This window comes from Pseudomonas asplenii, assembly GCF_001293465.1.
Classification (GTDB): domain Bacteria; phylum Pseudomonadota; class Gammaproteobacteria; order Pseudomonadales; family Pseudomonadaceae; genus Aquipseudomonas; species Aquipseudomonas fuscovaginae_B.
This window is the reverse complement of record NZ_JSYZ01000018.1, coordinates 343,821-365,786: the sequence shown is the minus strand read 5'-3', so window position 1 is coordinate 365,786 and position 21,966 is coordinate 343,821. Positions and strand designations below refer to the sequence as shown.

Below are 21,966 nucleotides of genomic sequence, written 5' to 3'. Positions count from 1 at the left end.
TTCGCGGAGCGCCCTGCATGTCCGGCAATACCTACGGCAAGCTGTTCACTGTCACCACCGCTGGCGAAAGCCATGGTCCGGCGTTGGTCGCCATTGTCGATGGCTGCCCGCCCGGCCTGGAGCTGTCGCTGGAAGACCTGCAGCGCGACCTCGATCGGCGCAAGCCCGGCACCAGCCGGCACACCACCCAGCGCCAGGAGCCCGACGAGGTGGAGATCCTTTCCGGGGTCTTCGAAGGACGGACCACCGGCTGCGCCATCGGCCTGCTGATCCGCAACACCGATCAGAAGTCCAAGGACTACTCGGCGATCAAGGACCTGTTCCGCCCGGCCCACGCCGACTACACCTACCACCACAAGTACGGTGAACGCGACTACCGCGGCGGCGGCCGCAGTTCCGCCCGGGAAACCGCCATGCGCGTGGCTGCCGGTGCCATCGCCAAGAAGTTCCTGGCCAGCCGGGGCATCGTCGTCCGTGGCTACATGAGCCAACTGGGCCCGATCGAGATTCCGTTCAAGACCTGGGACTCGGTCGAGCAGAATGCCTTCTTCAGCCCCGATCCGGACAAGGTGCCGGAGCTGGAGGCCTATATGGACCAGTTGCGCCGCGACCAGGACTCGGTCGGCGCGAAGATCACCGTGGTGGCCGAAGGGGTGATGCCCGGCCTCGGCGAGCCGATCTTCGACCGCCTGGATGCCGAACTGGCCCATGCGCTGATGAGCATCAACGCGGTCAAGGGGGTGGAAATCGGCGCCGGTTTCGCCAGCGTCGCCCAGCGTGGGACCGAACACCGCGACGAACTGACCCCCGAAGGTTTCCTCAGCAACAACGCCGGCGGCATTCTCGGCGGCATTTCCTCCGGCCAGCCGATCGTTGCGCACCTGGCGCTCAAGCCGACGTCCAGCATCACCACGCCGGGTCGTTCCATCGACATTCACGGCAACCCGGTGGACGTGATCACCAAGGGCCGTCACGACCCGTGCGTCGGTATCCGTGCCACGCCGATCGCCGAAGCGATGATGGCGATCGTGCTGATGGATCACCTGCTGCGTCATCGCGCGCAGAATGCGGATGTGCGTGTCAGCACCCCGGTGCTGGGCCAGCTGTAATGTCGGGAGCGCCGCTCCCTTACTGGCGGCTGTCCGGTTTCTACCTGTTCTACTTCGCCCTGCTCGGCGCCACGGCGCCGTACCTGGCGCTGTATTTCCATCATCTGGGGTTCGCCCCGGCGCGGATTGGCGAGCTGGTGGCCATTCCGATGCTGATGCGCTGCGTGGCGCCGAACATCTGGGGCTGGCTGGGCGACTACACCGGCCGGCGCCTGCTGATCGTGCGCTGCGGCGCGGCCTGTACGCTGCTGGCGTTCTCGCTGATCTTCCTCGACAAGAGCTACGCCTGGCTGGCGCTGGTGATGGCCTTGCACGCGTTCTTCTGGCACGCCGTGCTGCCGCAGTTCGAGGTCATCACCCTGGCGCACCTGCAGGGCCAGCCCGGGCGCTACAGCCAGATCCGCCTGTGGGGCTCGATCGGTTTCATCCTGGCCGTGGTGCTGCTCGGGCGCCTGTTCGAATGGTTGAGCCTGGATATCTATCCGCTGACGATCGTGGCGATCATGGCCGGCATCACCCTGAGCACCGCCTGGGTGCCCAATGCGCAACCGGCCGGCCATGAAAGCCGGCCCGCGGGCGAGGGCTTTCTCGGCCAGTTGCGCAGCCCGGGCGTGCTGGCCTTCTACCTATGCGTCGCGTTGATGCAACTGAGCCACGGTCCCTACTACACCTTCCTGACCCTGCACCTGGAAAACCTCGGCTACAGCCGCGGGCTGATCGGCATGCTCTGGGCCCTGGGGGTGGTGGCCGAAGTGCTGATGTTCCTCGGCATGAGCCGGATTCTCGCGCGGTTTTCCGTGCGCCGGGTGCTGCTGGCGAGCTTTCTCCTGGCGGCCTTGCGCTGGCTGCTGCTGGGCTCCTTCGCCGAACACCTGGGGGTGCTGCTGTTCGCCCAGTTGTTGCACGCGGCCACGTTCGGCAGCTTCCACGCCTCGGCCATTCATTTTGTCCAGCGCAGTTTCGGCTCGCGCCAGCAGGGGCAGGGCCAGGCGCTCTACGCCGCACTGTCCGGCACCGGCGGGGCACTGGGCGCGTTGTATGCCGGCTACAGCTGGAATGCCCTGGGGCCGACCCTGACTTTCAGTATCGCCAGCCTGGCGGTCCTGGCCGCCGCGATTATCATTGCCACCCGCATGCAAGAGGATCGGCCCTGAGCCTTTCCCGAGGAAATAGAAGCCATGAGCATTCTGTCCGTTTACCCCGTCAGCAGCCCGGAACTTGCGAACAAGGTCCTGACCCACGTCGACGATATCACTGCGACCCTGGCGGAGCAGGGCGTTCGCTTCGAGCGTTTGTCCGTCGCTACGCCGATTCGCCCCGGCACCCCTGAGGAAGACGTGCTCGAAGCCTGTCGGGCCCAGCTCGATCCCCTGATGAGCGAGCACGGCAGTGTCGCGGTCGAGGTCATCAGCCTCGACAACAGTCACCCGCAGAAGCTCGAGCGCTGTGCGCAGCTGTTGCGTGAGCAGCGCCAGCAGGCCAATGAGGTGCGGTGGTTCCTTGGCGGGCGCGGGCTGCTCAGCCTGCATATTGGTGATTATGTTTATGCGGTGCTGTGCGAAAGGAACGATCTGATCACCATTGCGGCCGGTACGTCGTACTGGTTCGACCTGGGCGAGGAGCCGCGTTGCGTGGCGGTCCGGCTGTTCGACAAGACTGAGGGGCGGGTTGCCAGCCCGGTCGAGGACGATATCGCCGGGCGTTTTCCCCGCCTGGACGACTGAAGGTCTGGAGCGCCGACATTAAACAGTCGCCACACGGCTTGAGTGATTAAAACTTGAGTCGGAAGTGAATGTTTCAATTTGTAGGATGCTGCCTAATGAAATGTCGGCCATCCCTGTTTATGTTTGTGGTCGGTTGTTAATTCCCACTTCTGTGTAACTCTCTGTTTTCGGCGGTTGTTCGGGCAACAACTGTGCGAACTGTTGAAAGTCACAGGGAGGAACAGACATGAGCATTCCCACTCTATCGGCGGCGGGCGTCGCGCAGATGGCCCGGCCTCGACCGGCCGATATCAAGGAGTCGAGGGACCCGCTTAAACAGGATGTTGTTCAGGTGGTGCTATTGCCGGCTCTGAAGAAAAATCGCCGCAATCGCCTCGCCAAGGCCCCGACCCTGAGCGAGAAGGAACTGGAAGTGCTCAAGTGGGCCAAGGCGGGCAAGACGGTGTGGGAAATCAGCGTGATCCGCAACGTGTCCGAAGCCACGGTGAAGTTTCATCTACGCAACATCTATCACAAGCTGGGGGTGAGCAACCGTGCCCACGCCGTTGGCGAGGCCGTCCATCGCGGCCTCGTCTAGCTCACCTGCCGCGCGGGCTCAATGATAGGAGGGCAGGGCAAAACGGTTCTGGCTTTGCAGCAGGGAAATGGCCGGCAGTTCGCTGGGCTGGCCGGCGAGGTCGCGGCGAATCGCGCTGATCACCCAGGTCAGCTGTTCCGCGGTGTGCAGCTGGGCGTAGGAGATTGAGCGTTTCATCTGCTTGCCGTCGCGGTCACGCAGCGTGAGCAGCACGCCACCGTCAGGGCGTGGCTGGGTGGTGACTTCGTAGTTGGAGAATACAGAAGAGAATTTTTCCTGGATCAGGTCCATGTCGATCGACTCCGTCAGCTAGTGAATGACTAGGGATGGAGTGAGAGGTGCAGTGATTGTGCCAGTATTCCGTTTTTATAAATCCCTTTAAAATCAATAAGTTATGATTATATTGGTTTTGTGGTGTCGTGCAAAATGCAAGATCCGCCGTCGTGCATCCTGCATTTTGCCCAGCGCCGGCCAATGCCGCCCCTGACGGGCGCGAGGATACAAAACTTTGCAAAACCTTCGTGTACAGCTTCGCCAGGGTTGCCGTATTTTCGATTCGAGGCGGGCCCCCGGCGACGCTGCGAATCCCGGGGCTGCAACAAGGACGGTGGGCGAGGTTGTCGGCCCGGACGACGTTCGCTCGATAATAATAAAAGACAGGATGTGACCCATGAACGTTCAAACCGATGACGTGATCACCTGGGGCATGATGCTCCGCAAGCTTCCCACCGTTGCCAAGGCGCTGCCGCGTGTCATCCGCGGGCTCAAGCTGTCCAAGGTGAAAGCCCCCGACCAGCCCTGCGGGCTCGCCTGGAGTTTCGAACAGGCGGTGGCTCGCAATCCTTCGGGAGCGGCGCTGCTCTATGGCAACCGTTCCCTGACTTATCAGCAGACCAACCAGTGGGCCAACCGCATAGCCCATTACCTGATCGCTCAGGGCATCGGCAAGGGCGATGTGATTGGCGTGCTGATCGAGAACCGCATCGAGTTGCTGGTGACGATCCTGGCGGTGGCCAAGGTGGGCGGGGTCTGCGCGATGCTCAACACCTCCCAGACCCAGGGGGCGCTGGTCCACAGCATCACGCTGGTGTCGCCGGTGGCGATGGTCGTCGGGGCGGAACTGCTCGGGGCCTATTCGGCCGTGCGCGAGCAGGTGGCGATCGACCCGGCCCGGCACTACTTCGTGGCGGATCAGGACACCGATGCCGATCCGGGTGAAGCGCCCGCGGGCTGGATCAACCTGATGAGCGCCAGCCTCGGCCAGGACCAGGCGAACCCGGCCAGCAGCCAGCAGGTCTTCTGTGATGACCCCTGTTTCTATATCTATACCTCCGGCACCACTGGTCTGCCCAAGGCCGGGATCTTCCGTCATGGTCGCTGGATGAAGACCTACGCCAGCTTCGGCCTTATCGCCCTCGACATGGGGCCGCAGGATGTCCTCTATTGCACCCTGCCGCTGTATCACGCCACGGGCCTGTGCGTGTGCTGGGGCTCGGCGATTGCCGGGGCGTCGGGGTTCGCCTTCCGGCGCAAGTTCAGCGCCAGCCAGTTCTGGGACGAGGCACGGCGTTTCAACGCCACCACCCTGGGTTACGTGGGCGAGTTGTGCCGCTATCTGCTGGACCAGCCGCCCAGCGCCGCGGACAAGCACAACAAGGTGGTGAAGATGATCGGCAACGGTCTGCGCCCGAGCGTCTGGCGGGAGTTCAAGCAGCGTTTCGACATCGACCACATCAGCGAATTCTATGCCGCCAGCGATGGCAACATCGGTTTCACCAACGCGCTCAACTTCAACAACACCATCGGCTTTTCCCTGATGTCCTGGGCCCTGGTGGAATACGCCCCGGATTGCGGAACACCGCTGCGCGACGCCGACGGTTTCATGCGCAAGGTGCCCAAGGGTGGCCAGGGCCTGCTGCTGGCGCGGATCGACGACAAGGCGCCGCTGGACGGCTACACCGAATCGGCCAAGACCCAGAAGGTCGTGCTGTGCGACGTGTTCGAAAAGGGCGACCGCTATTTCAATACCGGCGACCTGCTGCGCGACATCGGTTTCGGGCATGCCCAGTTCGTCGACCGCCTGGGTGACTCCTACCGCTGGAAGGGCGAGAACGTGTCCACCACCGAAGTGGAGAATATCCTGCTGCAACACCCGCATATCGCCGAAGTGGTGGCCTACGGGGTGGAAATCAGCAACACCAACGGCCGGGCGGGAATGGCCGCGATCACGCCTGCCGAGTCGCTGGCCACCCTGGATTTCGCCGAGTTGCTGAGTTTCGCCCGCCAGCAGATGCCGAGCTATGCGATTCCGCTGTTCCTGCGGGTGAAGCTGAAGATGGAAACCACCGGCACCTTCAAATACCAGAAGGGTCGGCTGCGGGACGAGGCCTTCGACCCCGGCAAGGTCGGCGACGATCCGATCTACGCCTGGCTGCCGGGCTCCGACACCTATGTGCAGGTGACCGGGCGGATTCACGAAGAGATTCATGCCGGCAAGTTCCGTTATTGATTCTGGCTATGGAAGGGCTTGAAAAATAAGGCATGACAGGGAAACTCAAGGTCGGGAAACTGGCTCCATAGATGAGCCGTTTCCCGTTCAGCCACAGGGAGTTCCGAGATGTCCGATCAAGCCCGACAAATGACCGAAGAAGAAGCCGCCGAATTTGCCGAACAGGTGTTCGACGTGGCGCGCAAGGGCGATGCCGCCATGCTGGCCGCGCTGCTGAGCAGCGGCCTGCCGGTCAACCTGCGCAACCACAAGGGTGACACCCTGCTGATGCTCGCCAGCTACCATGGCCATGTCGATGCGGTGCGGGTGCTGCTCGAACACAAGGCCGATCCGGAAATCCGCAATGCCAACGGCCAGAGCCCGATTGCCGGAGCCGCCTTCAAGGGCGACCTGCCGATGGTCAGGCTGCTGATCGAAGGCGGCGCGCAGGTCGAGGGCGCATCGGCGGACGGTCGTACGGCCTTGATGATGGCGGCGATGTTCAACCGCACCGCGATCGTCGAGTACCTGCTCAGCCAGGGAGCCGACCCCCGGGCCACGGATGCCAATGGTGTCACGGCGCTGGCGGCGGCCCGGACCATGGGCGCGACGGACACGGCCGCGCAGTTGCAGCAACTGGAGGCCTGAGCTTGCCGGCGTCGTGCCGGTCTTGTACCTGCGCGGCGCCGTTATTTGCGCTATCCTTCGCGCCCCCGAACAGCCCCAGGTCGCAGTGTCTCCATGAAAACCGCCCTTATCGAACTCATCACCAAAATCAGCTCCGGCTGCATGGGCGAAGCCGAGATCCTGCAGATCGCCGACGAGGCCGCCCAGGCCTATGCGGACGAGGCCGGTTTCCTGGCGGCCAATCCGGATATCAACTACGACGACAGCTTCCCGATCCCCCTGGGTGAGTGGGTCGTGGTCGGCAGCCTGCCGGAGACCGTGCTGTTCCAGGCGGACACCTACATGGACCTGTTTGCCCAGATCGTCGCGTCCTTCGGCAAGGACGTGCCGTTCAACATCAAGCCCAAGCAATTGGCCAAGGTCGAGGCGCTGACGGCACTGAACCGCATCCAGATCCAGCTTTCGAGCATGAACCCGGAAATGGGGGGCTACGTGCTGCTGAACTTCAGCCAACTGCTGGATGATGAACTGCAGGCGGTGCTGGTCTACGGTAGTGACCTGCCACGGGTGCTGGAGTTGTGCGAGCAGGTCGGCATCGCCGCCGCACCGTCCCTGGAAGCCCTGCGGATCGCGCTGCACGTCTGAGGCGGGAATTGGACGGAACCCTGGTCGTGGCCGGCTATCCTACTAGTGCCAGTCCTCATCATTCGGGAGCAGCACCATGGGTTCGACCTTCAATGGCCTCGTTGGCCTGATCATCCTGGCCCTGGATATCTGGGCCATTCTCAACGTCCTGAAAAGCGGTGCCGAAACCGGGATGAAAATCCTCTGGGTACTGCTGATCGCCCTGCTGCCGGTACTGGGGCTGATCATCTGGGCGATTGCGGGGCCACGGGGCAACGTACGGATCTAGCGGCCTGGGTGGCGGTCGGGCGTTTCCTGCCGGAGTGGCGCGGCGCGTTTCGGCAGGCCGTTCCTTTTTGTGTGTCAAAACATGCGTCCAACGAAATTTTCACATTCCGTCTACGACAATTCCTTCGCTTGATTTAGCGCTCTCTCATACTGCAATCCGTTGTTCTGAAAAGGTTTTTCCTTTGGTGAGAGAGAATTTCAACGGTTAATGACGATACATGGGTGGTAAACCACCGATGATCGTGCAACATTTGCCGGCTTCGCGCCCCTCTCGCGTCACAGGGAGGGCAGGGCGCCGCAGAACCCGACTTCTCAACCTGAATCCAACGAGTCTCCAATCGACATGGCAAACCCGGACGCCCTGAGCACGCAGCGCTCCTCAACGCGCCTGCCGCAACCGTCAGTCAAGTCTCACCTGGCTTACACGCTGTTGTGTGCATTGATCATGATGGTGATGTTCACCCTGCTGCGGGTGGCATTGCTGGTCTACAACCGCGAGATGATCCTCGACACCCCGGCCTCGACCTTCCTCGAGGCGTTCGGTAACGGCCTGCGTTTCGATATCCGTATCGTGGTCTACCTCTGTATTCCGTTGACGCTGGCGTTCCTCAGCGCCCGGGCCATGGCCGCACGCGGCCTGTTCCGCTTCTGGCTGACGGTGACCTCGAGCCTGGCGCTGTTCTTCGGCCTGATGGAAATGGACTTCTACCGCGAGTTCCACCAGCGCCTCAACGGCCTGGTGTTCCAGTACGTGAAGGAAGACCCGAAAACCGTGATGAGCATGCTCTGGTACGGTTTCCCGGTGGTCCGCTACCTGCTGGCCTGGGCCGTGGGTACCGTGGTGCTGAGCCTGCTGTTCCGCGGCGCCGACCGGATCACCCGTCCCCGTGGCGGTTTCGCGGTGAGCACCGGCAGCCGTGCCGTCGCCCCCTGGTATGCGCGTACCGTGCTGTTCGTAGTGCTGCTGCTGGTCTGCGTCGTCGCCGCCCGCGGCACCCTGCGCCAGGGCCCGCCACTGCGCTGGGGAGATGCCTACACCACCGAATCGAACTTCGCCAACCAGCTGGGCCTCAATGGGACGCTGACGCTGATCTCGGCGGCCCAGAGTCGCCTGTCCGATGATCGCGACAATATCTGGAAAGCCACCCTGCAACAGCCGCTGGCCCAGCAGACCGTGCGCGACATGCTGCTGACCGCCAATGACAAGCTGGTCGACAGCGATATCGCCGCGATCCGCCGCGACACCCTGCCACCGGCGCAGAACACCCTGCCGATCAAAAACGTCGTGGTGATCCTGATGGAAAGCTTCGCCGGTCACTCGGTAGGCGCCCTCGGCCGTCCCGGCAACATCACCCCTTATTTCGACAAGCTGTCCAAGGAGGGCCTGCTGTTCGAGCGGTTCTTCTCCAACGGTACCCACACCCACCAGGGCATGTTCGCCACCATGGCGTGCTTCCCGAACCTGCCCGGTTTCGAGTACCTGATGCAGACGCCGGAAGGCAGCCACAAGCTGTCCGGCCTGCCGCAACTGCTCAGCGCCCGCAAATATGACGACGTGTACGTCTACAACGGCGATTTCGCCTGGGACAACCAGTCGGGCTTCTTCGGCAGCCAGGGCATGACCACCTTCATCGGCCGCAACGACTTCGTCAATCCGGTATTCTCCGACCCGACCTGGGGCGTGTCCGACCAGGACATGTTCAACCGCAGCCTGGAAGAGTTGAAGACCCGGGAGGCGAGCGGCAAGCCGTTCTATGCCTTGCTGCAGACCCTGTCCAACCATACCCCGTACGCACTGCCGACGCCCCTGCCGGTCGAGCGCGTCACCGATCGTGGCACGCTCAACGAGCACCTGACGGCCATGCGCTACTCCGACTGGGCCCTGGGCCAGTTCTTCGAGAAGGCCCGCAAGGAGCCCTACTTCAAGGACACCCTGTTCGTGGTGGTCGGTGACCATGGTTTCGGCAACGAGGAGCAGATCACCGAAATGGACCTGGGACGCTTCAACGTGCCGCTGCTGCTGATCGGCCCGGGCATCCAGGAGAAATTCGGCGCGCGCCGCGACACCGTCGGTACCCAGATCGATATCGTCCCGACCATCATGGGCCGCCTGGGCGGCGAGTTCCGCCAGCAGTGCTGGGGGCGTGACCTGCTCAACCTGCCGGAAGGCGACCACGGTATCGGCATGATCAAGCCGTCGGGCAGCGAGCCGACCGTGGCGCTGGTCACCGGCGACCGTGTGCTGGTGCAGCCCAAGGATGTGCCGGCGCGTCTGTGGAGCTACCACCTGGGCGCCACCCCAGGTGGCGAATTGCTGCCGAACTCGCCGGACGAAGCCGAGCTGAAGCAGAAACTCGGTTCCTTCATCCAGACCGCGACCAAGAGCCTGCTGGATAACACCGCGGGTGTGGCACCGACCAAGTAACACCTGGCCGGTTATTCCTGCAACATGAAAAACGCCCCGAGACTTCGGGGCGTTTTTCATTGCCGGGTGCTGGCGTCATATCCTCCCGAGCAGAACCAGAATCAGCAGAATCACCAGCACGGTACCGATGACGCCCGATGGGCCGTAGCCCCAGTTCCTGGAGTGCGGGAACACCGGCAGACCGCCGATCAGCAATAGAATCAGGATGACAATCAGAATAGTACCCATGGTGTTTTCCTTGTTGGTTGTCCCGTCAGTACACGATTCGATTCATCATTCAAATAACGAACCGGTTTAAATTTCCGACTGGCACGCCGCAGGGAAAATTCAGTTTTTTATTCAGGTATTTTTCCGCCATCGATTGCCTTCGCTCCATGTCGTCGATGCACTTTCGGCGGTTCACCCGTGACGCTTGCGGCACCCCCGGAAGTTGTCCTCGGGCGCGACTTTGCCTCCAGTATTCAGCAATCTGATGGTGCATGGGTGGGTGATATTCCTTCGCTACACTGCGGCTCACTTCTTCCGAACGCACAAGGCATCCTCCTATGCAAAATCGCATCATGATCACTGGCGCAGGCTCCGGCCTGGGTCGCGAAATCGCCCTGCGTTGGGCGCGTGAAGGCTGGCGGTTGGCCTTGTCCGATGTCAGCGAAGCCGGGTTGCTGGAAACCCTCGCGCGGGTGCGCGAGGCGGGCGGCGACGGCTTCACCCAGCGTTGCGATGTGCGTGACTACAGCCAATTGACGGCCCTGGCCCAGGCCTGTGAGGACAAGTTCGGCGGCATCGATGTGATCGTCAACAATGCCGGCGTGGCTTCCGGGGGCTTCTTCAGCGAACTGTCCCTGGAAGACTGGGAGTGGCAGATCGCGATCAACCTGATGGGGGTCGTCAAGGGCTGCAAGGCGTTCCTGCCGCTGCTGGAGCAGAGCAAGGGCCGGATCATCAATATCGCGTCCATGGCCGCCCTGATGCAGGGCCCGGCGATGAGCAACTACAACGTCGCCAAGGCTGGCGTGGTGGCCTTGTCCGAGAGCCTGCTGGTGGAACTGGCGCAGGAGGAAATCGGCGTTCACGTGGTCTGCCCGTCGTTTTTCCAGACCAACCTGCTGGACTCCTTCCGTGGCCCGACGCCCGCCATGAAAGCCCAGGTCGGCAAGCTGCTGGAGAGTTCGCCGATCACCGCCAGCGACATCGCCGACTACATCTACCAGCGTGTCGCCGAGGGTGAGTTCCTGATCCTGCCCCATGAGCAGGGCCGCATGGCCTGGGCCCTGAAGCAGAAGAACCCGCAGTTGCTCTATGACGAAATGACCGTGATGGCCAACAAGATGCGGGCCAAGGCCAGGCAATCCGGCCAGTAGGCGGGCAGGGCGCTCCGCTCGGACATCGCTGTGGCGAAAAGTCTGATGGGGCGCAGTATGAAATCTGATTCTGTAGGGCGAATCGGCCGTGTCGGTAAGGGCGGGCTGATTTGCCGCTGTTGCATTGAAGGCGCTGAACCGGCCGGGCAGTCTTGGGCACTCATAAACCCTTGAGGATAAGTGCCATGCTTGTATTGAGCCGTGTCGTGGGCGAGAAGATTTCCATCGGCGACAACATCACCGTGCGGATTCTCGCGGTCAATGGCAACCACGTGCGTTTTGGCGTGGAAGCGCCGAAGAACGTCAATGTCCATCGTGCCGAGATCTACCGCCGGATCCTGACGAAGGTCGACTCCGTCCGTGATCCGGTGGCGCAGCGCTAGGGGCGCCGCTTCAGTCGAAGAACTCCTTGGGCACCGCGTGCTTGGGCAGCAACTGGCACTGCTGGCTTTCCAGGTCGAAGAAGATCACTGCCTGGCCCTTGCTCAAGGCCTGCCGGACCCGCAGCACACGGGTTTCCTGGGGCGTATCGTCGCCGTTGTCGGTGCCGTCGCGGCTGACGAAATCCTCGATCAGCCGGGTCAGGGTATCGGGTTCGAGTTGGTCGTGGGGAATCAGCATGAAAGGCTCTCTTCGGGAATCGCCGTGATCCTACTGCGACTGGCCGGGCACGGCTACCGGTAATCGGCCGGCAGCCGCGTTTGCCCTCAGTCGAGCGGGTTGCGCTGGCCGATCAGGCTGTCCACCGTCGGCACCCGGGTGTCGCTTTCCATCTGGGTCTCGTGTTCCAGTTGCCGGCTGAAACGGTCGAGGGAGCCACTGGCCGGCTGCGCATCGCTGGCGAATACCGGCGGGCTGAGCAGGTAGGCGCCGAGCAGGCGGCTCAAGGCCGCCAGGCTGTCGATATGGGTGCGTTCATAACCGTGGGTGGCATCGCAACCGAAGGCCAGCAGCGCCATGCGACTGTCGTGCCCGGCGGTCGCCGCCGAATGGGCATCGCTGAAGTAGTAGCGGAACAGGTCGCGGCGCACCGGCAGTTCACTGGCTGCCGCCAGGTTCAGCAGGTGGCGTGACAAGTGGTAGTCGTAGGGACCGCCGGAGTCCTGCATCGCCACGCTCACCGCGTGTTCGTTCGAGTGCTGGCCGGGCGCGACCGGGGCGATATCGATGCCGACGAACTCGCTGACATCCCAGGGCAGGGCCGCCGCCGCACCGCTGCCGATCTCCTCGGTGATGGTGAACAGCGGGTGGCAGTCGATCAGCGGTTGCACGCCGCTTTCGACGATCGCCTTGAGCGCGGTGAGCAGGGCCGCGACGCCGGCCTTGTCGTCCAGGTGCCGGGCGCTGATGTGGCCGCTCTCGGTGAACTCCGGCAAGGGGTCGAAGGCGACGAAATCACCGATGCCGATGCCCAGCGCGTCGCAATCGGCGCGGGTCGCGCAATAGGCATCCAGGCGCAGTTCGACGTGATCCCAACTGACCGGCAGTTCATCCACGGCGGTGTTGAAGGCGTGCCCGGAGGCCATCAGCGGCAACACGCTGCCGCGGATCACTCCGGTATCGGTGAACAGGCTGACCCGGCTGCCCTCGGCGAAACGGCTGGACCAGCAGCCGACCGGCGCCAGGCTCAGCCGGCCATTGTCCTTGATCGCCCGCACGGCGGCGCCGATGGTGTCCAGGTGGGCCGACACGGCGCGGTCCGGGCTGCTCTGGCGACCCTTGAGGGTGGCGCGGATAGTGCCGCGGCGGGTCAGTTCGAAGGGAATGCCGAGTTCTTCGAGGCGTTCGGCGACATACCGCACGATGGTGTCGGTGAAGCCGGTCGGGCTGGGGATGGCGAGCATTTCCAGCAGTACCCGTTGCAGGTAGTCGAGGTCGGGATGGGGGAGTGGATGGGTCATGGCGACTCCTTTGTATCAGGGGACGTGGTGGGCCGGGATCCTGGTCCAGGCTGGAGGGCGCTTTCGCGGGCAAGTCCGGCTCCTACAGTGCAATGCGGTGCATCAAGCCGGATGAGCACCCGTAACCCGTAGGAGCCGGGTTTGTCCGCGAAGACGTCTGTCGACCTTGGCCAAGAGCCGGGCGTCTTCCACGATGGGACAGTGGCCGGGGTTGTCTACTGCGTGGGCCGGCTATGGGGAAACAGCAGGTCGATGAACCGCTCCGCGGTCGGCTGGGGTTCGTGGTTGGCCAGCCCGCAGCGTTCGTTGGCCTCGATGAACACGTACTCCGGCTGGTCCGCCGCCGGCACCATCAGGTCCAGGCCGACCACCGGGATGTCCAGGGCCCGCGCGGCCTGCACGGCGGCTTCGGCCAGCGTCGGGTGCAGGATCGCGGTGACGTCTTCCAGGCTGCCGCCGGTGTGCAGGTTGGCCGTGCGGCGCACCGCCAGTTGTTCGCCCCTGGGCAACACGGTGTTGTAGTCGTAGCCGGCGGCATGCAGGGTGCGCTGGGTTTCCGCATCGAGGGGGATCCGGCTCTCGCCGCCGGTGGCGGCCTGGCGTCGGCGGCTCTGGGCCTCGATCAGGGCGCCGATGCTGTGTTGGCCATCGCCGACCACCTGTGCCGGGTGGCGCAGCGCGGCGGCCACCACCTTGAAGCCGATCACCACGATGCGCAGGTCCAGACCTTCATGAAAGCTCTCCAGCAGCACTCGGCTGTCGAAGGCGCGGGCGGCCTTGATCGCCTGTTCGACTTCCTCGGCACTGCGCAGGTCCACCGCCACCCCCTGGCCCTGCTCGCCGTCCAGGGGTTTGACGACGATGCGCCCGTGGGCGCGCAGAAATGCCAGGTTGTCCTCGGCGCTCGCCGCACGCTGTTGCTGTGGTACGTTCAGGCCGGCCTCGCTGAGCACCCGGTGGGTCAGGCTCTTGTCCTGGCACAGGCTCATGCTGATGGCGCTGGTCAGGTCGGTCAGCGATTCCCGGCAGCGTACCCGGCGCCCGCCGTGGCTGAGGGTGAACAGGCCGGCGGCGGCATCGTCGACCTGCACGTCGATGCCGCGCCGGTGGGCTTCTTCCACCAGGATCCGGGCATAGGGATTGAACCCGGCTTCCGGCCCCGGACCGAGGAACAGCGGCTGGTTGATACCGTTCTTGCGCTTGATGGCAAAGGTGCTGAGGGTGCGGAAGCCGAGCTTGGCGTAGAGGCTCTTGGCCTGGCGATTGTCATGCAGCACCGACAGGTCGAGGTGGTCCAGGCCACGGCTCATGAAGTGCTCGACCAGGTGCCGCACCAGCACCTCGCCGACGCCCGGGCGGCTGCAGTGCGGGTCGACCGCCAGGCACCAGAGGCTGCAACCGTGCTCCGGGTCGTGGAAGGCCTTGCGATGGTTGAGGCCCATGACACTGCCGATCAGCGCACCGCTGTCCTCGTCCTCCGCCAGCCAGTACACCGGCCCGCCCTCGTGGCGCGGGGTCAGCAGTTCCGGGTCGATCGGCAGCATGCCGCGGGCGAGGTACAACTGGTTGATCGCCTGCCAGTCCTCGGGGCTCTGTGCCCGGCGAATGCGGAAACCGCGAAACACCCGGGTGGCCGGGCGGTAGTCGCTGAACCACAGGCGCAGGGTATCCGACGGGTCGAGGAACAGTTGCTGAGGCGCCTGGGCCAGCACCTGCTGCGGTGCGGCGACATACAGGGCGATATCGCGTTCGCCGGACTGCTCGTTGAGCAGTTCCTCGGCCAGCGCGGCCGGGTCGGCGAAGGTGTGGCCGACCAGCAGCCGGCCCCAGCCGCAGTGTACGGCCACCGGTTCCGGGGCCGGCTCGTTGCCGTCCTCGGCCAGGCGCGCCTGCAGGCGTTCGTAGGAAGGCGGCTGGCCGCGCAGCAGGCGTTGGCTGTAGGTCGTGGCGTGAGCTTTCATCCGATCAGATCCCTTGTTCGCTGAGCCACAGGTTGAGGGCCGCCAACTGCCACAGCTTGGAGCCGCGCAGCGGAGTGAGCTGACCCTGTGGATCGGTCAGCAGGCGGTCGAGCATCGCCGGGTTGAACAGGCCGCGGTCCTGGCTCGGGTCGAGCAGCAGCTTGCGGACCCAGGCCAGCGTCTCACCCTGCAGGTGCTTGAGGCCGGGCACCGGGAAGTAGCCCTTCTTGCGGTCGATGACCTCGCTGGGAATGACCAGGCGGGCGGCTTCCTTGAGCACCTGCTTGCCGCCGTCCGGCAGCTTGAAGCGGGCCGGGATGCGTGCCGACAGTTCCACCAGCCGGTAGTCGAGGAACGGCGTGCGGGCTTCCAGGCCCCAGGCCATGGTCATGTTGTCGACGCGCTTGACCGGGTCGTCCACCAGCATCACCGTGCTGTCCAGGCGCAACGCCTTGTCCACGGCGGCATCGGCCCCGGGCAGGGCGAAGTGCTCGCGAACGAAATCGCCCGCCGCGTCCTCGCCGAGCAACCAGGCTGGCTGCACGGTCGCGGCATAGTCGTCGTAGCTGCGGTCGAAGAAGGCTTCGCGGTAGGCCGTCCATGGGTCGGCCGCACCGTCCACCTGCGGATACCAGTGGTAGCCGGCGAACAGTTCGTCGGCACCCTGGCCGCTCTGCACCACCTTGCAATGCCGGGCCACTTCCCGCGACAGCAGGTAGAAGGCAATGCAGTCGTGGCTGACCATCGGCTCGCTCATGGCGCGGAACGCCGCCGGCAACTGCTCGATGATTTCCCGTTCGTCGATGCGCAACTGGTGATGCCGCGTGTCGTAATGGCGGGCGATCAGGTCCGAGTACTGGAATTCGTCGCCGCGCTCGCCACCGGCATCCTGGAAGCCGATGGAGAAGGTCGACAACTGTTCCACCCCGGCTTCACGCAGCAGCCCGACCAGCAGGCTCGAGTCGACGCCGCCGGACAGCAGCACGCCGACATCCACCGCCGCCCTCTGGCGGATCGCCACCGCTTCGCGGGTGCTGGCGAGCACCCGGTCGCGCCAGTCTTCCAGGCCCAGGTCGAGTTCATCAGGCGCCGGACCATAGTTCAGCGACCACCAGGTCTGCTGTTCGCGCTGGCCGTTGGCGTCGATGCGCAGCCAGGTCGCCGGTGGCAGTTTCTCGATGCCCGCCAGCAGGGTGCGCGGCGCCGGTACCACGGCATGGAAGTTCAGGTAGTGGTTGAGGGCGACCGGGTCGAGCAGCGGGTTGATGTCGCCACCTTGCAGCAGTGCCGGCAGGCTTGAGGCGAAGCGCAGGCGCTGTGCGTTGTGGGAGAGGTACAGCGGCTTGACCCCGAGACGGTCGCGGGCGATGAACAGGCGTTGCGCATCGCGTTCCCAGATCGCCAGGGCGAACATGCCGTTGAGCTTGGGCAGCAGGGCTTCGCGCCAGGCGTGGTAGCCCTTGAGCAGCACTTCGGTGTCGCCACCGGAGTAGAAGGCGTAGCCCAACTGCTCCAGTTCCCGGCGCAGTTCGGGGAAGTTGTAGATGGCCCCGTTGAAGGCCAGGGACAGGCCCAGGTCGGGGTCGATCATCGGCTGCGCCGAGGCATCCGACAGGTCCATGATTTTCAGTCGACGGTGGCCCAGGGCAATCGGCCCCTGGCTATGGAAGCCCCAGGCATCGGGGCCGCGTGGGGCCATGTGGTGGGTGATCCGCTCAAGGGCGGCCAGGTCCGCGGGGTGTCGATCGAAACGTAGTTCTCCAGCAATTGCGCACATAAGTCCTTACCGGTTATCCGTTGGGGAGGGTCACTCTGGAACTGACTCGCTGAGGACGGGGGAGTTTTATATCAATCCGTTATAAGCGATCCGCCGAACAGCGGGCCAAGCGTGGGGCCGTGGCCATGGGCACTCGCGCACAAGGGTGCCAGCGGGTTATGCGAAAGCCCTGAATTCCTGATGCAACAGGCTGATATGCAACAGGTTTTTGAGATTTTCCAGGACGCCGTGATTGATACCTTCAAGGCTCATGGATAAAAGGAGTGTTGAAATGTCAGCCGTTAAACTGCCGGTGCCACCCGGGCTGGACGAGTTCAGTGAAAACGAGGAGGTGATCCGGGCCAATGCTCCCGACTGGTTGTTGCTGGCCCGCCCGGAAAGGATCGTACAGCTGCGCGAGTACATGAGCCGCAGCCAATTGTTCAAGGATGATGTGTCGGCCTGGCTCAGGGAGCTGAAGCCGGTCCGGGCGTTCTGTGAGCCGTTGCTCGCACAGAGGCTGCAGGAGCGATTCGGAGCGGGGCTGGACCTGCACACGGACATGCTGGTCATCGCCGATCGCTGGCCCGAATTTCCGTCTCCGCTTGGTGCCCCCGTTGTCTTTCCGATGACATTCACCCAGCACGGCCTGCTGGATGCCGCGCTGCAGAACTTCGCCGCGGATGAGCAGTTTCCACCGCAAACGTACCTGCGCTTCTCCGGCAGCGCCAGGCCGGAGTTCACGCCACAGGCCTTCATCGATCTGGTACGCGAACTGGACCTCGGTGGACGTTATCAGCAGCACTTGTGCAGGGTCTTGCATCTGCCACTCGAAGCCGGGCAGGAACTGGACGCTGAAGGTGCCAGGATCGAGTTCGCCATGCAGCAGCAGGCCAAGGCGGACATGCTGGTGGATGCCACCATCGCCTTGATGAAAAAGGAACTGGACGAGAGTGCCCATACGCAGCTTTGCCGGTTGATCGAATCGAACGTCAGCGTTGCCGCCGATGGGGCGCGGATACAGGTCAACGAATTGCAGATGCTGGGCGTGACGCTGTCGCGCGTACGTCTGTTCACCCTGCACACGGGGCCGTCGGATGGGGATCGCGGGTTGCTGGTTCACATCCCCAACGATCCGCTCAGCCGATTCAGGTTCTACCCCTCGCTCGAAGATTTTCGCGCCGAGTTATGCGAGCGCCTGTGGCAGCCGTCCTACGAGGCATTCTTCAGTCGTCTGGTCGAGCAGCGCGATCTGCCGGCGTTTCTTGCCGCGTTGCGTCGCAGCCTGAGCCGGGAAACCCTGAGCGCCAAGGCCTTGCTCAATCGGCAGGCCGACCTGAAGTTGCGCTTGCTGCCGTCGAACGACGAGCTGTTTTCCCTGCTCCATCGACAGCAACTGCAGCGCTTGCAGGACGATGCCCGGGCGGTTGCCGTGCCGACCGAGGATGTCGACCAGGACGCCCGCAACGCCCGTTACCAGGCCCGCCTGGGGCTGGGCATGACCCTGCTGAACCTGGCCTCCTTCGCCAACCCCTGGCTGGGGCTGCTGATGATGGGGGTGGCGGTCGGGGAAATGCTGGCGGAAGTCTACGAGGGCTACCAGGACTGGCAGCGTGGTGATCATGACAAGGCTATCACCCATATGATGGCGGTGGCCGAGGACCTCGCGACGATGATTGCCCTGGGCACGGCCCTGCAGGTGGGTGGCAAGCTGGTCAAGGGCCTGTTTCGCCAGGAGTCGGCGTTCTTCGATGAGCTGGTGCCGGTGCGCTCGGACGATGGGCGCTACCGGCTCTGGCAGCCCAGCCTGGAACCCTATGCCCATGACGAGCCCTTGCTCGCCCGGCAGGACCCGGACACGCAGGGCTTCTACCCGGAGGTCAGCGATGACGGGCATCGTTACCTGGATATCGCCGGTCGCCCTTATCGGGCCTATCGGGACGAGGCTGCCGATGCCTGGCGCCTGCGTCATCGCAGCCGCCCCACGGCCTACGAACCGCTGCTGGAACACAATGGTGCGGGCGGCTGGCGCCTGGCCCATGAATGGCCTCCGGGCTGGGAGGATCCGGCCTACCTGTTGCGTCGCCTGGGGCCCGAGGCCGCCTGGCTGGACGATGTGGACATCGAGCGGATTCTGTCGGTCCACCGTCTTGATGCGCCGCTGTTGCATCGCCTGCACATGAACAGGGCGCAAATCCCGGCGACGGTGCTCGACTCGATCCGGCGTTTTCGCCTGGACCGCGAACTCGGCTGGCTGGCCGATGCTGCCGATGCCCCGCCGACGCGACGCCTGCTGGACCTGAAGCTGCAGATCCTGCCGGACCTGCCGGGCTGGCCCCGGGGGCGCACGATCCTGCTGCTGGATGCTGCGGACAAGCCGCTGTATGAGTACGGCGTCGACCTGACCTCGCAGCCAAGGCCACTCAAGGTGGCGGCCAGGGATCTGGAGTCGAGCGGCCTGCAGGCCCTGATCGACGTGCTTGATCCTGCGCACAGGCAGGCCCTGCTCGGCGAGCCGGTGAAACCTGGCGAGGAGCTGCCTGGGCTCGAACGTGCGTTGCAGCAGCATGTGCGTACGCATCGTCATGCCTTGTTCGAGCGGGTCTACCGGCTGCGCTGGCTGTTGGCCGATGGGTTGCCGGAGAGTGTGCGCCAACGTTTCCCCGAGTTGCCGAGTGGCGTACTGCGCGAGGTGGCCGAGCAATCCAGTGTCAGTGTGAAGGATCGCCTGCTGGTCGATTCGCGCCTGCCCCTGCAACTGGTCGAGGACCTCACCGACGCCGCCCGCGAGGTTCGGGTCGATCGGGCCCTGGAGGGCGGCTTCCTGCAGTCGACCGTGAATCCCGATACCGCCAGGTTGCAGTTGCCCGTGCTCGAGAAGTTGCTGGGATGGCCGCTCGATCTGCGGATCGAATTACGCCAGGATGCCGTCAGCGGCCCGCTGCTGGCCGAGTTGGGCAACGTCGGTCTGCCCAGGCGGCGGATTTTCGTCAGGACCGAAGAGGGCTACCAGGCCTTCGACGCGAGCGGCAGTGCGCTCGGGCAACGGGCGACCGGCAACGACGCCCTGAGCGCAGCCCTGCTGGGTTCGTTGAGCGTCAGTGAACGCATGGCAATGGGCATGAGGCTGGAGGAGGAGGCCCAACTGCATAAGCTGTTGCTCAGCACGGCCATGACGCGGCCTCGTCAGGAACTGGAGGCGACGCTGGGCCTGGCAGCGCGAAAAGCTGACCATGAGCCGGCCCCCTGGCGCCGGATGGACCGCTCCGGTTGTTCACGCACCCGGCGTGGCGGGATCGAGACGACTCGTCGCGGGTTGCGGCGGGTGACCCGTCTGTATCCCGATTTATGCGAGGCGGAGGTCCGCGCCTTCATGTTGCAGTTGGGTGACGATTCGGCACTGGTGCGCAACCGGATTCGCTCGCTGGAACTGGAGTTGGAACTGTTGCGCTCGTTATTGAACAGTTGGTATGGCCGGTCTTTCGAGCAACGGGGGCAGTCCATCTGGCTCGGAGGCATGCAGGAAGGCCGCATGCAGGCCTCGCAGATTCTCGAGCGTTGCTGGCGCCGGCAAACCCCCAGAACCTATGACGACAGCGGTGCGGCGATCGGCTATGGCCTGAGCCTGGAGGGGTTGCGGGTGGTCAGCCTGCCGGAACTGCCCGAGTCGATCAGTTTCGAGCATGTCACCGAACTGTCCCTCAAGAGCATGGACCTGACCACCATCCCGAGCAGCTTCCTGAGGCGGTTTCCCCAACTGCGCAAGTTGGACCTGGGCAACAACCGGTTGCGTACGCTGCCGCCAGCCATTGCGCATATGGACGAACTTCGCGAACTGCATCTGCAGGAAAACCGGATCGTGCTCACCCGCGAGGCGGCGGCCCAGCTTTCCACCCTGCAGCAATTGGAAGTGCTCAACCTGAACGGCAACTCCGATGTCGGCCGCCTGGATGTCGTGCGAATGCCGCACCTGCGCCGGCTGTTTCTGCGCGGTACCGGTATCGACCACCTGCCGGAAGGGCTGTTGACCCGTACCAGTCTGTCCGCGGCGGACTTGCGTGGCAACCTGATTCAGCAATTGCCCGCCGAACTCTACGATGCGCCGTCGCCGATCACTCGGCGCATCATCCTGCGTCATAATCCGCTGGGGCCCGCCAACCAGAGTCCGCTGGCCGCCTATCGTTTGCGCACCGGCATCACCTTTGGCATACCGGAGTCGGAACTGGCGCTCGACGAATACAGTTCGCGCCTGCGTTGGCTGGCGGATGTCGAGGGGGAGCGGCGTGCCCAGCTGCAATCACTCTGGCAGGGCCTGTGGCATGAACCGGGCAGCCAGGAACTGTTTGATCTGCTGGGCCGCCTGGGCGGCAGCGCGGACTACCTGAAGACCCGTAGCGACCTGACACGACGGGTCTGGGAGGTATTGGAGGCGGCGGGTGAGGACGGTGGGCTGCGCCGGGAATTGTTCGACCTGGCGGCCAATCCGCTGACCTGCGTCGACAGTGCGGCGCAGAGTTTCAGCCATCTGGAGGTTCGCGTATTGCTGGCCAAGGCACGGGCACTGGCGATAGAGGGCGATGAACCGGTGCAGTTGCTGAAGTTGGCACGGGGCCTGTTCCGGCTGGAGCAGATCGATGCCATCGCGCGGAGTCATGTCCGGGCACTGGCGGAAAACCCGGAGGTGCCGTCGTCGAGCGCGGTCGATGAAATCGAAGTGAACCTGGCCTACCGGATTGGCCTGGCGCGCCTGATGCACGTGCCCGGGCAGCCGAGGGAAATGCTGTTCAGGTCCATCGCCCATGTCACCGAGGAGCAGATCCAGGCAGCGCATGCACGTATCCTGCAGGCCGAGCAGACGCCGAGCCTGACGACCTTCATCGCCGGGCGCGATTTCTGGATCGATTATCTGAAAAAGAAATACCCGCGGGATTTTTCCCGGTTCAACCAGCCCTTCCACGATCAGGAGGAACAACTGCTCAGGGAGTCTCCCACCATGCACAGCGAGCGTTACTTCCGGCACCTGGAGGCCTTGATGGACAGCCACAGGGCCGAGGAGCAGATGTTTCTCATCAGCCTGACCCGCCAGGAAATGTACGAGCATCCCGCGCCTGCACCGGGCAGTTGA

General features: G+C 64.0%; 18 protein-coding genes and 1 pseudogene. 12 read left to right on the top strand and 7 right to left on the bottom strand.

All coding sequences use genetic code 11. The features are described from left to right. Positions 1 to 17 precede the first annotated feature (17 nt). The 4 genes and pseudogenes from aroC to PF66_RS33740 all read left to right on the top strand — a co-directional run. Positions 18 to 1,109 (top strand): chorismate synthase, encoded by a 1,092-nt coding sequence (aroC, locus tag PF66_RS23215; protein WP_054057779.1) that lies wholly within the window; start codon positions 18 to 20, stop codon positions 1,107 to 1,109. After that, positions 1,109 to 2,263, top strand: a complete 1,155-nt coding sequence (locus PF66_RS23210; protein ID WP_054063928.1) for an MFS transporter — start codon at positions 1,109 to 1,111, stop codon at positions 2,261 to 2,263. The genes aroC and PF66_RS23210 overlap by 1 nt, the downstream gene beginning before the upstream one ends. 24 nt (positions 2,264 to 2,287) lie before the next feature. Beyond that, entirely contained in the window at positions 2,288 to 2,833 is a 546-nt protein-coding gene (locus tag PF66_RS23205) for an acireductone dioxygenase (RefSeq protein ID WP_054063927.1), read from the top strand. Positions 2,834 to 3,230: 397 nt separating this feature from the next. Then, a pseudogene (locus PF66_RS33740) lies at positions 3,231 to 3,410 on the top strand (helix-turn-helix domain-containing protein); the annotation flags it as partial. An 18-nt stretch (positions 3,411 to 3,428) separates the two neighbouring features. Here the strand turns inward: PF66_RS33740 and PF66_RS23195 are convergent. Next, positions 3,429 to 3,701 carry a DUF3509 domain-containing protein gene (locus tag PF66_RS23195; protein WP_017906369.1) on the bottom strand — a complete coding sequence of 91 codons (273 nt, stop codon included), beginning with the start codon at positions 3,699 to 3,701 and terminating at the stop codon, positions 3,429 to 3,431. Positions 3,702 to 4,080: 379 nt separating this feature from the next. Between PF66_RS23195 and PF66_RS23190 the strand changes: the two genes are divergently transcribed. From PF66_RS23190 to PF66_RS23170, 5 genes are all read left to right on the top strand, one after another. Beyond that, on the top strand, positions 4,081 to 5,919 hold the full coding sequence (locus tag PF66_RS23190) for a long-chain-acyl-CoA synthetase (protein WP_054063926.1): 1,839 nt from the start codon (positions 4,081 to 4,083) through the stop codon (positions 5,917 to 5,919). A 108-nt stretch (positions 5,920 to 6,027) separates the two neighbouring features. After that, entirely contained in the window at positions 6,028 to 6,546 is a 519-nt protein-coding gene (locus tag PF66_RS23185) for an ankyrin repeat domain-containing protein (protein ID WP_054057774.1), read from the top strand. A 93-nt stretch (positions 6,547 to 6,639) separates the two neighbouring features. Continuing rightward, entirely contained in the window at positions 6,640 to 7,170 is a 531-nt protein-coding gene (locus PF66_RS23180) for a hypothetical protein (protein WP_054063925.1), read from the top strand. 76 nt (positions 7,171 to 7,246) lie between these two features. Then, entirely contained in the window at positions 7,247 to 7,438 is a 192-nt protein-coding gene (locus PF66_RS23175; RefSeq protein WP_010449788.1) for a PLDc N-terminal domain-containing protein, read from the top strand. A gap of 342 nt (positions 7,439 to 7,780) precedes the next feature. Beyond that, positions 7,781 to 9,862, top strand: a complete 2,082-nt coding sequence (locus PF66_RS23170) for an LTA synthase family protein (protein WP_054063924.1) — start codon at positions 7,781 to 7,783, stop codon at positions 9,860 to 9,862. Positions 9,863 to 9,937: 75 nt separating this feature from the next. Here PF66_RS23170 and PF66_RS32240 read toward each other — a convergent pair whose 3' ends face one another. Both PF66_RS32240 and PF66_RS32820 read right to left on the bottom strand, forming a co-directional pair. Then, a complete protein-coding gene (locus PF66_RS32240; RefSeq protein WP_081005919.1) occupies positions 9,938 to 10,090 on the bottom strand; it encodes a DUF3309 family protein in 153 nt (50 codons plus the stop codon). Between the two features lie 49 nt (positions 10,091 to 10,139). Continuing rightward, positions 10,140 to 10,394 (bottom strand): hypothetical protein, encoded by a 255-nt coding sequence (locus tag PF66_RS32820; protein ID WP_152973074.1) that lies wholly within the window; start codon positions 10,392 to 10,394, stop codon positions 10,140 to 10,142. A 13-nt stretch (positions 10,395 to 10,407) separates the two neighbouring features. Between PF66_RS32820 and PF66_RS23165 the strand changes: the two genes are divergently transcribed. Together PF66_RS23165 and csrA are read left to right on the top strand one after the other, a co-directional pair. Next, entirely contained in the window at positions 10,408 to 11,223 is an 816-nt protein-coding gene (locus tag PF66_RS23165; RefSeq protein WP_054057771.1) for an SDR family oxidoreductase, read from the top strand. Positions 11,224 to 11,408: 185 nt separating this feature from the next. Next, positions 11,409 to 11,606, top strand: coding sequence for a carbon storage regulator CsrA (csrA, locus tag PF66_RS23160; protein ID WP_054057770.1), 198 nt, complete (start codon positions 11,409 to 11,411; stop codon positions 11,604 to 11,606). Between the two features lie 10 nt (positions 11,607 to 11,616). Here the strand turns inward: csrA and PF66_RS23155 are convergent, their stop codons facing one another. The 4 genes from PF66_RS23155 to PF66_RS23140 form a co-directional block, all read right to left on the bottom strand. Then, positions 11,617 to 11,844, bottom strand: a complete 228-nt coding sequence (locus PF66_RS23155) for a YheU family protein (protein ID WP_017906378.1) — start codon at positions 11,842 to 11,844, stop codon at positions 11,617 to 11,619. An 86-nt stretch (positions 11,845 to 11,930) separates the two neighbouring features. Further along, entirely contained in the window at positions 11,931 to 13,124 is a 1,194-nt protein-coding gene (locus PF66_RS23150) for an osmoprotectant NAGGN system M42 family peptidase (protein WP_054057769.1), read from the bottom strand. A gap of 215 nt (positions 13,125 to 13,339) precedes the next feature. Continuing rightward, a complete protein-coding gene (gene ngg, locus PF66_RS23145; protein WP_054063923.1) occupies positions 13,340 to 15,085 on the bottom strand; it encodes an N-acetylglutaminylglutamine synthetase in 1,746 nt (581 codons plus the stop codon). Positions 15,086 to 15,089: 4 nt separating this feature from the next. Beyond that, a complete protein-coding gene (locus tag PF66_RS23140) occupies positions 15,090 to 16,862 on the bottom strand; it encodes an N-acetylglutaminylglutamine amidotransferase (RefSeq protein WP_054063922.1) in 1,773 nt (590 codons plus the stop codon). A gap of 271 nt (positions 16,863 to 17,133) precedes the next feature. On the opposite strand from PF66_RS23140, the gene PF66_RS23135 reads away from it, so the two are divergent. Continuing rightward, positions 17,134 to 21,966 (top strand): NEL-type E3 ubiquitin ligase domain-containing protein, encoded by a 4,833-nt coding sequence (locus PF66_RS23135; RefSeq protein ID WP_241494421.1) that lies wholly within the window; start codon positions 17,134 to 17,136, stop codon positions 21,964 to 21,966.